This window comes from Faecalibacterium intestinale (assembly GCF_040096575.1).
Taxonomy (GTDB): domain Bacteria; phylum Bacillota; class Clostridia; order Oscillospirales; family Ruminococcaceae; genus Faecalibacterium; species Faecalibacterium intestinale.
In genome coordinates, this window is record NZ_JBBMEN010000074.1 from 1 (window position 1) to 686 (window position 686).

Annotated in this window: 2 protein-coding genes; both read right to left on the reverse strand. The window is 46.4% G+C overall.

The window, feature by feature from the left end:
• On the reverse strand, window positions 1-284 hold a 284-nt coding region (locus WMO20_RS14435), incomplete at its 3' end, for a hypothetical protein (RefSeq protein ID WP_435387778.1).
• A 164-nt stretch (window positions 285-448) separates the two neighbouring features.
• A partial coding sequence (locus WMO20_RS14440; RefSeq protein ID WP_349187312.1) for a hypothetical protein occupies window positions 449-686 on the reverse strand: 238 nt, incomplete at its 5' end.

The window sequence follows — 686 nt, forward strand, 5'->3', positions numbered from 1 at the left end:
AGGTTGCCGTTCTCGTCCACATAAGAGCCGTGTTTCTTCTGCTCTTCGGTCAAGGGCTTCCGCTTGAAATAGATTTCGTTTTCGGAGATGCTCACGGTTTCGCTGGCTTGCTCCTTCGGGGCATCGTCATACAGCTGGGCAAAAAATGCCAGTGCATCTTCGGGTGAGTCTTCCTCCATGAGCTGCTCGAAAACTCGCTGTTCCTCTGCCGAGAGGTTATTCCATGCGGCTTCCAACTCCTGCTCGTTGGCTGCGTTGACGAAGGCTTCGATCTCTTTTTTCATGGTGCATCCTCCTTTGGCTGCGAAAAGCGGATTTTCAAAAAGTATGGGTTTTCGTGAGAGCAAGAATCGTCCCGTGGCCACAAATTTTCAATTCTTGAAAATTCTTGCCCTTTTGGGACAGCTTCTTGTTGGGGCGTGCCTGCCCCAAACCCTGCTAGGTGATTTCATTCTTGGTGGTTGCTATATTGCTTATATGCCTTTTCAAATCCTGATTTGTTATATATGATAAATTTATAACATTCTCCATCTTTCATGGAAATTGCTGCAACAGGAACGACCATCTGACTCCATGAAAGCTCCCTTATCTCGTTCATGGGCAATACAAGGTTGCGATACAGTGGACTGACTGTGAGCTTTTGAGTTGAATATGTAATGCTCTGTTCATCAATGTACAAACCACCG